14 protein-coding genes and 3 pseudogenes are annotated in these 12,484 nt (G+C 73.1%); 6 read left to right on the top strand and 11 right to left on the bottom strand.

Annotated features, from left to right (window positions below; all coding sequences use genetic code 11):
* Nucleotides 1-41: 41 nt before the first annotated feature.
* Complete coding sequence (locus H0S67_RS04580) at nt 42-1,139, bottom strand: CHASE3 domain-containing protein (protein WP_180935622.1); 1,098 nt, start codon at nt 1,137-1,139, stop codon at nt 42-44.
* Between the two features lie 96 nt (nt 1,140-1,235).
* Nucleotides 1,236-1,829, bottom strand: a complete 594-nt coding sequence (locus H0S67_RS04575; RefSeq protein WP_180935621.1) for a hypothetical protein — start codon at nt 1,827-1,829, stop codon at nt 1,236-1,238.
* Between the two features lie 235 nt (nt 1,830-2,064).
* Here H0S67_RS04575 and H0S67_RS04570 point away from each other — a divergent pair, with 235 nt between their 5' ends.
* Both H0S67_RS04570 and H0S67_RS04565 read left to right on the top strand, forming a co-directional pair.
* Nucleotides 2,065-3,273, top strand: coding sequence for a serine/threonine-protein kinase (locus tag H0S67_RS04570; protein ID WP_180935620.1), 1,209 nt, complete (start codon nt 2,065-2,067; stop codon nt 3,271-3,273).
* On the top strand, nt 3,270-3,728 hold the full coding sequence (locus tag H0S67_RS04565) for a hypothetical protein (RefSeq protein ID WP_180935619.1): 459 nt from the start codon (nt 3,270-3,272) through the stop codon (nt 3,726-3,728). The genes H0S67_RS04570 and H0S67_RS04565 overlap by 4 nt, the downstream gene beginning before the upstream one ends.
* Before the next feature lie 50 nt (nt 3,729-3,778).
* Here H0S67_RS04565 and H0S67_RS04560 read toward each other — a convergent pair whose 3' ends face one another.
* Nucleotides 3,779-3,955: a hypothetical protein gene (locus H0S67_RS04560; RefSeq protein WP_180935618.1), complete on the bottom strand. Its 177-nt coding sequence runs from the start codon at nt 3,953-3,955 to the stop codon at nt 3,779-3,781.
* A gap of 16 nt (nt 3,956-3,971) precedes the next feature.
* On the opposite strand from H0S67_RS04560, the gene H0S67_RS04555 reads away from it, so the two are divergent.
* Nucleotides 3,972-4,577, top strand: a complete 606-nt coding sequence (locus H0S67_RS04555) for a hypothetical protein (protein WP_180935617.1) — start codon at nt 3,972-3,974, stop codon at nt 4,575-4,577.
* Between the two features lie 3 nt (nt 4,578-4,580).
* Here H0S67_RS04555 and H0S67_RS04550 read toward each other — a convergent pair whose 3' ends face one another.
* From H0S67_RS04550 to H0S67_RS04535, 4 genes are all read right to left on the bottom strand, one after another.
* On the bottom strand, nt 4,581-4,784 hold the full coding sequence (locus H0S67_RS04550) for a hypothetical protein (RefSeq protein WP_180935616.1): 204 nt from the start codon (nt 4,782-4,784) through the stop codon (nt 4,581-4,583).
* A 50-nt stretch (nt 4,785-4,834) separates the two neighbouring features.
* Nucleotides 4,835-5,224 (bottom strand): DUF2237 family protein, encoded by a 390-nt coding sequence (locus H0S67_RS04545; RefSeq protein ID WP_180935615.1) that lies wholly within the window; start codon nt 5,222-5,224, stop codon nt 4,835-4,837.
* Nucleotides 5,225-5,256: 32 nt separating this feature from the next.
* Complete coding sequence (locus H0S67_RS04540) at nt 5,257-5,973, bottom strand: hypothetical protein (RefSeq protein WP_180935614.1); 717 nt, start codon at nt 5,971-5,973, stop codon at nt 5,257-5,259.
* A 107-nt stretch (nt 5,974-6,080) separates the two neighbouring features.
* Nucleotides 6,081-6,377, bottom strand: coding sequence for a hypothetical protein (locus H0S67_RS04535; protein WP_180935613.1), 297 nt, complete (start codon nt 6,375-6,377; stop codon nt 6,081-6,083).
* 328 nt (nt 6,378-6,705) lie between these two features.
* On the opposite strand from H0S67_RS04535, the gene H0S67_RS04530 reads away from it, so the two are divergent.
* From H0S67_RS04530 to H0S67_RS24460, 3 genes and pseudogenes are all read left to right on the top strand, one after another.
* Entirely contained in the window at nt 6,706-7,272 is a 567-nt protein-coding gene (locus H0S67_RS04530) for a cysteine hydrolase family protein (RefSeq protein ID WP_180935612.1), read from the top strand.
* Between the two features lie 136 nt (nt 7,273-7,408).
* Nucleotides 7,409-7,891: pseudogene (locus tag H0S67_RS27220) on the top strand (sulfatase-like hydrolase/transferase); the annotation flags it as partial.
* Nucleotides 7,892-7,935: 44 nt separating this feature from the next.
* Nucleotides 7,936-8,724 carry a sulfatase-like hydrolase/transferase gene (locus tag H0S67_RS24460; protein WP_281368956.1) on the top strand — a complete coding sequence of 263 codons (789 nt, stop codon included), beginning with the start codon at nt 7,936-7,938 and terminating at the stop codon, nt 8,722-8,724.
* Nucleotides 8,725-8,947: 223 nt separating this feature from the next.
* Here H0S67_RS24460 and H0S67_RS24455 read toward each other — a convergent pair whose 3' ends face one another.
* The 4 genes and pseudogenes from H0S67_RS24455 to H0S67_RS04510 form a co-directional block, all read right to left on the bottom strand.
* On the bottom strand, nt 8,948-10,036 hold the full coding sequence (locus H0S67_RS24455) for a FixH family protein (protein ID WP_246355120.1): 1,089 nt from the start codon (nt 10,034-10,036) through the stop codon (nt 8,948-8,950).
* 30 nt (nt 10,037-10,066) lie between these two features.
* Nucleotides 10,067-10,495, bottom strand: a pseudogene (locus H0S67_RS26415) (HAD-IC family P-type ATPase); the annotation flags it as partial.
* Between the two features lie 122 nt (nt 10,496-10,617).
* A pseudogene (locus tag H0S67_RS24450) lies at nt 10,618-12,113 on the bottom strand (heavy metal translocating P-type ATPase); the annotation flags it as partial.
* 109 nt (nt 12,114-12,222) lie between these two features.
* On the bottom strand, nt 12,223-12,432 hold the full coding sequence (locus tag H0S67_RS04510) for a heavy-metal-associated domain-containing protein (protein ID WP_180935610.1): 210 nt from the start codon (nt 12,430-12,432) through the stop codon (nt 12,223-12,225).
* Nucleotides 12,433-12,484 lie beyond the last annotated feature (52 nt).

Here is a 12,484-nt window from a genome sequence, read left to right as displayed (position 1 = left end):
CAAAGTCGCGATGTCTGCGCTAGGTCTGCGCTACGCCTGCGCTATGCCTGGCTCCGGCTGGATTCCGGCCCCTCGTCGGCGGGCGCGGCGACGCGGTCCATCTCGAAGATCATCTGCCGCAGCTCCCGGATGATCTCGTCGGCCTCGTCGATCAGCGCGTTGAGGGTGCCCGCGAGCTCGGTCCGCTGCGACGCCAGGGCGCTGAGCTTCAGGCCGAGTCCGAAGAGCCGCTGGATGGTCGTGTCGTGCAGGTCCGATGCGACGCGCTGGCGTTCGCTCTGCACGCTCAGCTCGTGCTGCGCCGAGACGAGCTCGGCCGAACGGTCCACGATGCTCACCCGCATGGTCTCGGCAGCCGCGGCGATGCGTCGCACCTCCTCGGGGCCCGAGGCGTGGATGCGGCGGTCGTAGTCGCCTCGCGAGACGGCGGTCAGCTGGTCCACCAGGCGACCCAGGGGGCGGGTCAGCGCGAAGTGCAGCAGCGCGACGGTCATGACGAGAGCCAGGCCGGCCAGGACCATCGCCACCACCATGGCGACCTCGACGTCGTGCTGTGCGGAGCTGAGTCGGTCGAGCTGGGTGCCCACCATGCTCTCGACCTCGAGGTTGAGGGCGTCGAGGCGGTCGCGCAGGGAATCGAAGAGCCTCTTGTCGAGGCGCTGCCGGGCCACGTCGTCGACCGCGGCGGTGCCGTGGGCGCGCACCTTGATGATGTCCCGGGCTGCGTGGCGCAACCAGACCTTCGCCGCGGCGTCGATCTGGTCGAGGATGGCGAGCGCCTGCGGCTTCTCCCGGAGCATGACCGCGAGCTGGTCCTCGATGACGGCCGCACGCTTGACCCCTTCGTGGTACGGCTGGAGGAAGCTCTCCTCACCGGTCAGCACGAAGCCGCGCTGACCGGTCTCCTCGTCGACGTACGCCGTGAGCAGCCGCTGGGCCGCGCTCTGCGCCGGACGCAGGTGGTCGTTGAGCTCGCTGGTCGTGTCGGCGACGTGGCCCCGGGTCGTGACCGTGGCCAGCGCTCCGGTGCCGACTGCGAGCAGGGCGAGCAGGGCGGCGGCGATCAGCCAGAATCGCAGGGACCGCTCCGGGCGGAACGGCCCGGCGAACCAGGGCTTCTCGGGGGTGGCACCCTCCACGGTCAGTTCCCCTCACGGCAGCCTCGGCTCAGGTCGACAGAGGCGGTGGCAACCGCAACGGTAGCCGCACGAGGCCGCCGGGTCAGCCGGATCGCATCAGCCGGCGCGAGGCGCGGGGATGCTGCTCTCGAGGCCCGGCAGCGCGTGGGCCCCGGGGTCGACCCGCAGCGGCAGGCCGCCGTGGGGCCGCGGCGAGATGCGCAGGTCGGCGAAGCCGCGCCACTCCCCGTCGCCCGCGACGCAGGAGAGCTCGAACGTCTCCGTGCCGCACTGGCGGGCGCCCAAGGAGAGCATCCCGCCGGCCACACCGGCGACGACGTACGGCGTGGGGGTGGTCAGCAGCGTGTCCCGGCCACCGCGCCGCACGGCGGGCGCGGCCCTGCGGTCGCGCGACGGGGCACGCAGCAACAGGTCGCCGACCGAGCCGTCGGGGTTCTCGAAGCGCAGGGCGAGGGTCGCCACCGAGGTGGCCTGGCCGGTGAGCGAGACGGCGTAGGTCAGCCGGACCTGCGCGTCGACCGTGCCGGACTCGTCGATCCAGGCAACGCCGGTCCCGGGCTCCAGCCCGCGGCGGAAGAGCCGCGCCCGCAGTGTCTCGCCCGCCGGCAACCACGGTCGTGCGGTGCCGAGCCCGACGGTCCGGGAGACCGAGTGAAGACCTGCTTGGCGCGCGTGGGCGAGGATCGACATGACTGGAAGGTGCCCATCTGGAGAGACTTCAACCGTGCGGATTGCGATCCCGCGCAGGTCCGGACCGGCATCGCCGTCGAGGCACCGTGCGGACACCGTGCTGACACAGGGCATGAAGACAGGCACTTCTGGGCATGGTGCACCGGGGTCCTGTCCTGATGTGCAGGGCACTGGCTTGAACGGGCACGGCTTGAACGGGCATTGGCAGGAACGGGGTACGTGAACAGGAGTGGACGTGACGGGCGAGACGGTGCTGGCGGAGAGGTACGACCTCGAGGAGGTCCTGGGCCGCGGCGGCATGGCCGACGTGCACCGCGCGACCGACCGTGTGCTGCACCGCGCCGTGGCCGTGAAGATGCTGCGCGACACCACCGACGACGAGTCCGACCGGCTGCGCTTCACCGCCGAGGCCCGGACCCTGGCCCGGCTCAGCCACCCCGGCCTGGTGATGGTGCTCGACGCGGGCACCAACGCCGAGCGGCCCTACCTGGTGATGGAGCTGGTCGACGGCCAGACCCTCGCGCAGTGCTGCTCGGGGCGGCGCCTCGATGCCTCCCGGGTCGCCGCGATCGGCGCCCAGCTGGCAGACGCGCTGGCCTACGCCCACGGCGAGGGGGTCGTCCACCGCGACGTGAAGCCCGGCAACGTCCTGCTGGGCGCGGGTGACCGGGTCAAGCTCGCCGACTTCGGCATCGCCCGGCTCATCGGTGACACGGTCCGCCACACCCGGACCGGCCACGCGATCGGCACGGCGGCCTACCTCGCGCCCGAGCAGGTGCAGGGCGGGGAGATCACCACGGCCGTCGACGTCTACTCGCTCGGCCTGGTCCTGCTCGAGGCGCTGACCGGCGAGCGCGCCTTCCCCGGCTCCCCCACCGAGTCGGCCCTGGCACGCCTGCAGCGTCAGCCCGGCGTACCGGACTGGCTGCCCGCGGACTGGCGCCGAGTACTCACCGCCATGACGGCCCTCGCCCCCGAGCAGCGACCCGGTGCCCGCGAGGTCGCCCGCGAGCTGGAGCGGCTGGCCGGCGGGACCGCCACTGCGGAGGCACCCGTGGCGGCGCAGGTGGCGGCACCCTCGGAGGACGCGGGCTCGACGATGGTGCTCTCGCAGCCGGTCGCCCAGGCGCCGGCGACCACGCCCGTGGCTGCGCCTGTCACGTCCCGGCGCGCGACGCGTCGCAACTGGGACGCGGAGGGTCGGGCGGCCGCGTCACGGGTCCCCCAGCACCTGTGGGGCGTGATCGGTGCCGTCGTGGCCCTGCTCCTGCTGGTGGTGGTCGTCGGCCTCGCCGCAGGCGGATCCGGATCCAGCGGGTCAGGTTCCGGGGGCTCGGGTTCCGGGGCCTCGGGCGGCTCGGGCGGGGTGCCGGCGAACACACCGGCCCAGCTCCGGCAGCCGCTGCAGGACCTGCACGACGCGGTGGACGGAGCACAGCAGTGACCCGGCGGACCCGCTCCCGAGTGGCGCTGGCCGGCCTCCTCGTGCCCCTGCTTCTCGCCGCGGGCTGCGGCGGTGACGACGCGTCGCCCGCCGCACAGGTGCCCGGGCTGACCCAGCGGCTGGACGCGGTCGACGAGGCGGTGGCCGCCCACGACGACGCCGCGACCCGCACCGCGGTCGACCGGCTCGAGCACACCGTCCACGACGCCCGGCAGAGCGGCGACCTGGACCAGACGCGCGCCGACGAGATCCTGTCCGCCGCCGAGACGCTGCTGCAGGCTCTCCCCGGTGCGGACACCACGCCCTCGGGCACCAAGACCCCGTCGCCCTCGTCCGAGCCGACGCAGACCCCGCCGCCGACCCACACCCCTCCCCCGCCGCCCGAGCACGAGAAGAAGGACAAGCCTCCGAAGCCGGACAAGCACGACGAGCACGGGCCCGACCACAAGCACTGACCCACGAGGGCGGACGCGGCCACAAGTGCTGACGCGGGCCGCGGAGGCGCCTAGCGTGCCGGGTCGTCGTCGGACGGCTGCGAGATCTCCTCGAGGCGCTCGTGCAGGCGCTCGCGCACCTCGTCGGGTGTCAGGTGCGCCCGGCGGCGCTGGTCACGCGCGATGATGGCTCCGGTGGCCGCGACGCCGGCCAGGCCAGCGACCCCGAGCACTCTCCACAGCTTCACGGAACGGACTCCCTCCTTGACCGACCTGACCCTGGACGAGGCCGTCGACCTCACCCGCACCGGCGACCTGTGGCTCTTCCGCGGCCGATCGGCTGCCGACCACGCTATCCGCGTCCTGACCAACGCGCCCGTCAACCACGTCGGCATGGCGATCGTCCTCGACGACATGCCACCGCTGATGTGGCACGCCGAGCTCGGCAAGGGGCTGCTGGACGTGTGGACCGGCAAGCACCACCGCGGGGTCCAGCTGCACGACCTGCGCGAGGCGGTCGACCAGTGGACGGGCCGCTACGAGCAGCGCGCCTGGCTGCGCCAGCTGGAGGGCGAGGTCACTCCCGCCATGGAGGGCGCCGTGCTGCAGACGGTGGCCCGGCTGGACGGGACGCCGTTCCCGCCGACGGCCGCACTCGTCGGCCGCTGGGCCCGCGGGCGGGTCCGACGGCGGGCCGGGGCGGAGGTGACGTACTGCGCCGAGGTGGTCGCTGCGACGTACGCCGCGATGGGGCTGCTCGACGACCGGATGCCCACGAACTACTACGACCCCGGGATGTTCTGGTCCGGCGACGACCTGCACCTGCTGCAGGGCGCCCGGCTCGGCGAGGAGATCCGGGTCCTGGTGTGAGGCTCAGCGCCCGACGTGGAGCATCCGCAGCTCGAGCTCGATCTGGTGCTGCTGCCGGTGACGGAGCGCGGCGAGCCGCTGCTGCTTCTCCTCGACGGTGAGGCCGTCCCACCCGGATCGCGGTCGGGTGCGTCGCTGCGGTGTGCGGTGGTGGTCCATGTCGGTCTCCAGGTCGTGATGCCTCGCCACCGTGGCGGGCGCGACCATCGTGCGAGCCGGCCCTTGCTGCCGGCTTGGCGTCGGCTTGGAGTGGGTTGTCAGGCCAGCGAGCTGGCGTCACCCGGGACGTCGACCGAGTGCTCCCGCAGCAGCTCGATCGGGATGATCTCGAGGGCCCGCTGGTTGGTCGAGGCGAGCACGACGGGGGCGGCCGCGCCGGCGTCGTACGCCTGGAGCCAGCGCGCCGCCACCACGCACCACCGGTCGCCCGGCGTCAGTCCCGGGAAGAACCACTCGGGCCGCGGCGTCGACAGGTCATTGCCGACGGAGCGCTGCTGCTCGAGGAACTCAGTCGTCATCACGGCGCAGACCGCGTGCAGCCCGGCGTCCTCGGGACCGCAGCGACACGATCCGTCCCGCATGAAGCCCGTGACCGGGTCGTTCCCGCAGGGTTCGAGCGGTCCGCCGAGCACGTTGCGTTCGTCCACGGGACGAGCCTCGCACGACCGGTGGCCCGACGTCAGGGGGTCGGGGCCGGCGCCGCGGGCGTGCTCGGCGTCGAGCCCACCGTCTGCGACGGGGTCGGGCTCGGAACTCCTGTCGTCGAGGCCCCGAACGGCGTGGCCCCGGAGGACGTGGCGTCGGAAGGAGTGGCGCCGTACACCGTGGTCCCGGTCGTCGGCTCGCCGGGCGAGGGGGACTCCGTGGTGGTGGTCGAGGGCGACGTGGGTTGCTGGTCGGGAGCCCGCCCGGAGCCGCCACCGCCGCCGAGGTGGGTGATGGTGGTGCCGCCCGAACCACCGCCGCCTCCGGTGAAGGAGGCCACGCTGCGGCCGGCGGCCAGCTCGAAGGCGGTGAGGGCGACGACGGTCGCCGCGAACAGCGCGGCCGCGACCAGGGCGAGGTGCTTCCAGGGCAGCTGCGCCAGGCGCTGGCGCCAGCCGCTCCGGTCCGGTGACGCGGCCTCGGCAGGGACCGGCGCCCTGCCGGTCTGGGCGGTCCCCGCTCTCCGGACGGCGGCGACCTGGGCCTGGGTGAGCCGGCGGCTGCGGTCCAGGCCCTGGCTGTACAACGCGCTGCCGACCGTGACGACGACGCTGCCGAGCGCCGCCCCGATGATGGTCCCGGCCGCACCGAGGGTGGAGAGGAGGACCGCGGAAGAGACCGCCGCCAAGGCACTCGCGAGCGTCTTGAGCCAGTCGATCTCGACGCGTGCGTGGGAGTCGTCGGAAGCCATCACTCCCCAGTATGCAGAGCCGTCTTCGGCCCGCCCCGGGGTGCAGAGCCCTGCTCCGGCACGGGTGTGGACGGTGTGGTGCGAGGGACCGCTGGGCGGCTGCCGCGCTACTCCGTCGCGCTGCGCCCCAGGTCGGTGAGCTCCCAGACGCCGGGCTCGCGGGGCGGGGCCACCAGGCCGTCGTCGAGCATGGCCTTGCGCTCCAGCCGCGCGGCGTACCGCCACCGGACCTCGCCCTGGTTCACGGTCTCGTGGTCCGCCGGGCGGAGCACACCCTCCATGCTGCGGGCGATCTCCACCATCACGTCCTCCATGTCGGCGCGGCCTCCGCTGGCCTGCAGCGCGGCGAGGATGTGGGGGCGGAACTCCCGCTGGGGCGTACGACGCGGAGGCGTGCTGCTCACGCTCACACGCCGGCGCAGCCTTCGCGGTGCTCCTCGACGCGGTGGCTCGCGGGCGGCCTTCTTCGCCGGCGCCTTCCGCGCCGTCGTCCGCTCCGGCGGAGGCGACGGCGGGTTCCCGTGCACGCACTGGCTCAGGGGGAGTTCACACAGTTCGCAGTAGTCCGCCGGGGGTGTCATCGGGATCCACTCTGCCGCTGCCGCGTGGGCGGCTGCAAGCCGGGTCCCGGAAACCGGGGACCACGCCGGTCGACACGCCGCAATTGCGACATCGCCAACGCGTATCGTCACGGTTCGAGCCGGCCACCAGGCCGGAACCGAGGAGGACCCCGTGACCGAGGACCGGATCGCCCTGGTCGTCGTCGACGCCCAGACCGGGTTCGACGACCCGTGGTGGGGTCCGCGGAACAACCCCGGCTGCGACGACAACATCGCCGCGCTCGCCGACGCCTTCGCCGCGGCCGGGCAGCCGGTGGTGCACGTGCGCCACGAGTCCGAGGAGCCCGACAGCCCCCTGAACCCCGCCCGGCCCGGGAACGCCCTGAAGCCCTACCTCTCCCGGCACGCCCCGGACCTGCTGGTGACCAAGACGGTGAACTCGGGCTTCCACGGCTCCCCCGACCTGCACGCCTGGCTCACCGGCGAGGGCATCGGCCGGATCGTGGTCTGCGGGATCACCACCAACCACTGCTGCGAGACCACGGCGCGGGTGGGCGGCAACCTCGGGTACGACGTGCTGTTCGCCCTCGACGCCACCCACACCTTCGACCGGGTCGGACCGGACGGCACCACGATGACCGCCGACGAGCTGGCGCGAGCCACCGCGACGAACCTGCACGACGAGTTCGCCACCGTGGTCACGACCGCCGAGGTGCTGCGCACGCTCAACGGCGACTGAACCCCGGCGCCCGGGCTTGAACGGCCCGGGAGACTCGACGGACGTGCCGGTTGCCGCCGCGCCCCTCTCCGATCAACCCCTCACCGACCAGCCGCTCACCTGGACCTCGTCGTCCGCCCAGGAGGAATGACCTGCCGTGCCACACCGCTCCACCCCCTTCGGCTCCGTCACCCGCCGCAACCTCCTCCTGGGCGCCGGCGGCGCGCTGGGCCTCGGCCTCGCCGCCGCGTGCACCGGCGGGGCCGGCGCCAGCGCGGCGGCCCGGCGGGCGGCGCGACGGCGTACCGCACGGCAGCGAGTGGCGCAGCGGTCCGACCCGCGCCCCAACGTGCTGTGGGTCATCACCGACGACGCGACGCGGCGCAGCCTGCCGACGATGCCCTACGTGATGGACCAGCTCGTGGGTCAGGGCGTCAACTTCACCAACGGCTACGCCGCGGTCCCGTGGTGCGGCCCGGCGCGCGCCTCGATGCTGACCGGGATGTACCTGCACAACCACCACTGCGACACCAACACGACGCTGCCTGCCTTCGTCCACAAGGGACTCGACCAGGACACGGTGGCCACCCGGATGGCCGACGCGGGATACGTCAACGGCTACTTCGGCAAGTACCTCAACGGCCACGCCAGGCACCCGGAGTACGTCGCGCCGGGCTGGCACCGGTGGGTCGCCCTCGTCGACGCGGAGTCGCAGTTCAACGTCGACGGAAAGGTGTCCGAGATCGACACCCACGTCGAGCTCGCCGACCGGTACTCGGTCAACACTGCAAGGAGTTCGTGCTCGACCAGGCCCACACCCCCTGGTTCGCGGTCTTCGCGCCGAGCGCCCCGCACGACCCGTACCACCCGAGCGCCGAGCACGCCCACGACTTCGACGACGTGTCGTGGCACCCGCCGGCGTTCAACGAGAAGGACATGAGCGACAAGGCGGCGTTCCTGCGCTCGCACTCCCCGCAGGACCAGCACAAGATGCGCCGGATCTGGGAGGGCAAGCTCGAGGAGCTGCGTGACGTCGACGACGAGCTCCGCGACCTGATGGGCCTGCTGGCCGACACCGGTCAGCTGGACAACACGGTGATCATGATGGTCTCCGACAACGGCTACCTGCTCGGTGAGCACCGGCTCTTCCAGAAGAAGCAGCCCTACGAGGAGTCGACGGGCATCCCGTTCGTGGTCCGCGGTCCCGGGTTCGCCGCCGGCACCTCGCCGAAGGCGCTGGTGAGCCAGGTGGACCTGATGCCGACCACGCTGGCGGCCGCCGGGCTCGACCCGGACGCGCACCGTGCGCTGGACGGCCGGTCGATGCTCGAGAACCTCCGCAGCGGCGACTGGAGCAACTGGCGCCGGCGGCTGCTCTCCGAGGACCCGAAGGCGGGCTGGGCGCAGCTCCGTGAGGGAGACCTCGCCTACATCGACTACTACTCCCCCACGCCACCGAGCTCTACGACCTGAGCCGTGACCCCTACGAGATGCGTGCCCTGCCGGCCTCCGGACCGGGTCGGGACGCCACGGAACGGGCGCGCGCCCAGCGCCGTCTCGACGCGCTGCGCCGCGCGGGCGGCCTGAAGCTGCGGGCCCTCGAGACGTGAGCCGAGTCGGCGCTGGTTGACCACGTCTCCTGTCAACCAGCGCCGTCTCGGCGTTCCTCAGCGGACGTGCACCACGAACGGCGCGGTCACGACCGTCCCGTCGCCCAGCCGGAACTGCGCCCACAACCGGTAGGCCCGGAGATCTCGAACCGCACGTGCAGGTCGAGGTCGGGCCCGAACTGCGTGCCGGGCAGCGCCGGCACCGGGCGGCCGCTGCCGTCGTACGTCTCGGCGTGCCGGTGGCCGAACATCGAGCCGTCCGAGCGCATCACGACCACATGCCCGGCCGCCCCGAGGTAGGGCTGCAGGTCGTCGACGGGCGCACCCGTCGTCGCGTCGGCGAAGCGCAGCGTGAAGTCGCTGGTCTCCCCCACGCGCGACCGGCCGTCCAGCGAGATCCGGACCCCGTCGACCACCTGCTGCCGGACGTCGTACGACGGCACGGGCGTGCGGGCCGGCGTCTGACCGGCGACGGTCACCTCGTGGGTGTCCAGCACGTCGGCCATCTGCCCCTGCTGCCGGAACTCCGTGTGGATCGCGTAGCGACCCGCGGTCGGGAACTCCGCGGTCACCCGGAGCACCCCGTCCTCGCCCGTCGGCTCGGGGTGGATGTGGGCGAAGGTGCCCAGGTCGCTGCGGGTGATGATCATGTGCATCCACACCTGGTGGGTGCGGGTCAGGTCGGTGACGGGCTCCCCGGTCTTCGCGTCCCGCACGGTCACCGTGATCGTCGTCGGCTCGCCGGGACGCACGTCGGCGGGCATCCCGAGCGACACCTCCAGGCCGGCGTCGTGAGGGCTGACCGGCGGCACGTCGGTCTCCTCCATCACGCTCATCAGCGGCCGCATCGGCATGCCCATGCCCTCGGACCACGCGAGCACGCCGTTCATGCCGCGCTCGGCCTGGTCGGTCCGGCTCAGCCAGGTGAAGGTGGCGCCCAGGGCGAGGGCGAGGGCCGCCACCCCGAGGAGGTACGCCGACTGGCCGATGCGGGCGCGCAGGGGGCGGTGCAGCACCTCGTGCGCGCTGGCCGGCGGCCGGAACCGCCGCAGCCGCAGGGCGTTGGTGACGACGCTGACCGAGCTCATCGCCATCGCCGCGCTGGCCAGCACCGGGTCGAGCAGCAGCCCGCCCCACCAGTGCAGCGCACCGGCGGCGACCGGGATGAGCAGCACGTTGTAGGCGAAGGCCCAGGCGAGCCCCTGCTTGATGGTGGTGACGGTGCGCCGGGACAGGGCGATCGCCGAGACGATGCCGCGCAGGTCACCGCCGACCAGCGTGATGTCGGAGGCCGCGATGGCGACGTCGGTGCCGGTGCCGATGGCGATGCCGAGGTCGGCGCGCGCGAGGGCGGGCGCGTCGTTGATGCCGTCGCCGACCATCGCGACGACATGACCGGCCGCCTGGAGCCCGGCGACGCGCTCGGACTTGTCGGCGGGCAGCACCTCGGCCATGACGTGGTCGATGCCGACCTGGGCAGCCACCGCACGGGCGGTGCCGCCGTGGTCGCCGGTGACCATCCACACCTCCAGGCCCAGCGCCTTGAGCTGCGCCACCGCCTCGGCGGACTCGGGCTTGATGGTGTCGGCGACGCAGACCAGCCCAGCGAGGCGGTCGTCGACCGCGACGTACATCGGGGTCTGGCCGGCCGCAGCCCGCGGTCCGGGGAGTCGCCGAGCGCAGCGACGTCGACGCCGTGGCGCTGCATCAGGGCCAGGTTGCCGACACGGACGGTCCGGCCGTCGACGCCGGCCGTGATCCCGTGCCCGGCGACGGCCTCGAAGCCGGTGGCGGGGCGCAGCGCCAGGCCGCGCTCGCGGGCCGCGACGACGATCGCCTCGCCGACCGGGTGCTCGCTGCCGACCTCGGCGGCGGCCACGACCGCGAGCAGGTCGTCGTCGGTCCAGCCGTCGGCGGTGGCCAGGCCGACCAGGCCCGGCCGGCCCCGGGTGATGGTGCCGGTCTTGTCGAGCACCACCGCGGTCAGCCGCCGGGCGGTCTCGAGGGCCTCGCCGTTGCCGATCAGGATGCCCAGCTCGGCAGCCTTGCCGGTGCCGACCATCACCGCGGTGGGCGTGGCCAGGCCCAGGGCGCACGGGCAGGCGATGATCAGGACGGCGACGGTCGTGCCGATCGCGAGGACCAGCCGGTCGCTGTCCGGCCCGAACGTCATCCAGGCGACGAACGTCGCCAGCGCCGCGAGGAGCACCGCGGGCACGAACCACGCCGAGACGCGGTCGGCCAGCCGCTGCATGGGCGCCTTGGAGCCCTGCGCGTCCTCGACCAGCCGGACGATCTGGGACAGCGTGCTGTCGGCGCCCACGGCGGTGGCGCGCACGACGAGCGTGCCGGTGCGGTTCAGGGTGGCGCCGATGGCGGTGTCGCCGGGGCCCTTGTCGACCGGGACGCTCTCACCGGTGAGCATCGACTCGTCGACGCTCGAGGCACCCTCGGTGACGATGCCGTCGACGGGCAGCTGCTCGCCGGGGCGCACCCGCACCAGGTCGCCGACGACGACCTGCTCGACGGGTACGTCGTGCTCCTCTCCGCCGCGGAGCACCCGCGCGGTGGCCGGTGCCAGGCCGACGAGGGCCTTGACGGAGGCCGCGGTGCGCTTCTTGGCGCGCAGCTCCAGCCAGCGTCCCATCAGCACCAGCGCGACCACGACCAGCGCGGTCTCGAAGTAGAGGTGCAGCGGCAGGCCCCACGCCTGGGCCTGGCCCGGCCACAGCGTGACGAAGGCGCTGTAGCCGTAGGCGACCCCGGTGCCGAGCGCCACCAGCGTGTTCATCGTGGTGGCACGGTTCTTCGCAGCCGCCCAGGCCAGCCGGTAGATGTCGGTGCCGGCCCACAGCTGCACGGTCGTGGCGATGACCAGGATGAGTGGCATCAGCCAGTCCATCGTGTCCAGGCTCAGCGGCAGGTACATCACGCCCATCAGCCCGAGCCCGGCCGTCAGCGCGACCTGCCACTTGCGCTGGAGGCGTCCGATCTCGTGGTCCCGGCGGGCGTCGAGGTCGTCCTCGGCCGACGGCGGGGGTGTCCGGTCGCCGGCGGGATCGGCCGCCGGCAACCGGAGGGTGCCGGAGTAGCCGGCCTTCTCGACCGCGTGGGTCAGGTCGGCCGGCGTGAGCGCGCTCGCGTCGTACTCCACGTGCGCGGTCTCGTTGGCGAGGTTCACCGACGCCGTGACCACCCCGTCCATGGGGACAGGGCCTTCTCGACCCGGCCGACGCAGGAGGCGCAGGTCATGCCGCCGATCTCGAGGGTGCACTCGCTCGCTGTGTCGGTGCGGTGCGGGGTGGTCACGGTCATCTCGGTGCTCCTGCGTGGTTGATGCGGGCTGGGTGACGGGTCGGGCTCAGCCGGCGAGCTCGTAGCCGGCCTCGTCGAGGGCGGCGGTCAGCTCGTCGTGGGTCAGCGGACGGGTGCTGGTGACGGTCACGTCACCGGTCGCGAGCTCGACGTGGACGTCGGTGACGCCGGGGATGGCGCCGACCTCCTTCTCGACTGCGCTCACGCAGTGGCCGCACGTCATGCCGGAGACCTGGTGGATGGCGGTGGTGGACATTTCTGCTCCTTCTCTGGGTACCCCTTGGGGGTATCTGACTTCCTGACAAGAT

Origin of the sequence: Nocardioides ungokensis, from assembly GCF_013466985.1 — a bacterium.
Classification (GTDB): Bacteria; Actinomycetota; Actinomycetes; order Propionibacteriales; family Nocardioidaceae; genus Nocardioides; species Nocardioides ungokensis.
The sequence above is the reverse complement of the archived record's forward strand: the minus strand, read 5'-3'. Positions and strand labels throughout refer to the sequence as shown.